Genomic DNA, 1,429 nt, shown 5'->3' on the forward strand with positions numbered 1-1,429 from the left:
CAGCCCGAGCAGCACCGCGAAGAGCGCCGCGACGCCGCCCATCGCCATGCCGAGCGCGGGGAAGAGCAGCACCACGGTGGGCAGCAGGATCAGCACGGCCACCGCGCCGGCCAGGGTCACCGCCAGCACCGGCCAGGGGCCGTCGAGCCGGGTGGTCAGGGCCGCGAGTCCGGCCAGCGCGCCGGCCAGGGCCGGCAGGGTCGTCAGGTACGCCCCACCGGGCACCAGCACCGCGAGCAGCACCCCGAACAGGGCCAGCCAGACCAGCCCGCCGAACGCGAGGGCGGCCGGCCCGAATCGGCGGCGGGTCAGCGCGTACCAGGTGAACAGGATGGTGGCGGCGAGCGCCACCACGGCGAGCCGGTACCAGGTGGGCCGGTAGGGGTCGAGCAGTTCGGCGTAGCCGGGCCGGGCCGTGGTGATCGCCGTCCAGAGCAGCCAGGCGCCCAGCGGGGCGGCCACCACGGGCACCAGGGCCAGCCCGACGCCGGCGGCCAGCCGGCCGGCGGTGGCCCGGTCGCGTCGCCGCAGCAGCCAGCCGAGCACGCCGACCGCGGCCACCGCGAGCAGCGCCAGCGGCAGGGTCAGCCAGCCCGGATAGCGGACCAGCCCGCCGGGCACCGGGAAGTAGGTGGCGTCGTGGTCCGACCGCAGCGCCTTCAGATCGGTACGCCCGAACTCGCGGGCCAGCCCCAGCGCGTTGTCGCCGTGCATCTGGAGGCTGCGCCGGTCCATCGCCGCCGGGGTGTCCAGCGGCGTGTGGTAGACCGCGCCGCCGTCGATGTAGGCCGAGTTCAGCCCGACGAAGTCCTTGTCCAGGAAGGCGGTGAAGTCGGTGTCGTTCGGCAGCGCCCGGTAGATCTCCACCGCGAACGAGGTGCCCACCGGGTGCGGGGCGGCCCGGCCGAAGACGTCGACCAGCTTCGCGTTGTCCCGGGACGTCTCGAACATGATCACCGGACCGGTGGAGCCGCGCGCCTCCAGGTTGAGCACCACCCCACCGTCGGCGGCGAGCGGATGGCTCTGCGCGAACGCGGCGGCCCCGCAGAGGCAGGCCTCCTCGGCGTCGGTGAGCACCAGGACGATGTCGTTGCGGGGGCGGGGCCCGGCGGTCAGCGCCCGCGCCACCTCCAGGATCGTCGAGGTGCCGGCGGCGTCGTCGTTGCCGCCCGGCCCCGACTGCACCGAGTCGTAGTGGGCGACCAGGAAGACCCGGCCGGTCGGCGCGGTCCCCGGCACCCGGGCCACCACGTTCCGGACCCGCGCCACCGTGGCCCCGCCGGCCGCGCCGCTGAGCTGGCCGGCCTCCGGCGCCACCGTGTCCTGCACCTCGGTCTCCAGGCCCAGCCCGCGCAGCACGCCGACCAGGTGCTCCCGGACCTGGTCGTTGGCCGGGCTGCCGGCGACGTGCGGTCGGGCCGCGATCACC

The 1,429-nt window shown here is 75.9% G+C and carries 1 protein-coding gene; it reads right to left on the bottom strand.

Features of this window, described 5'->3' with window-relative positions; all coding sequences use genetic code 11:
- Positions 1–1,429, bottom strand: a 1,429-nt coding sequence (locus MRQ36_RS32900; protein WP_242801728.1) for a M28 family peptidase, incomplete at both ends; no start/stop codon positions are given.

This window comes from Micromonospora sp. R77 (assembly GCF_022747945.1).
Taxonomy (GTDB): domain Bacteria; phylum Actinomycetota; class Actinomycetes; order Mycobacteriales; family Micromonosporaceae; genus Micromonospora.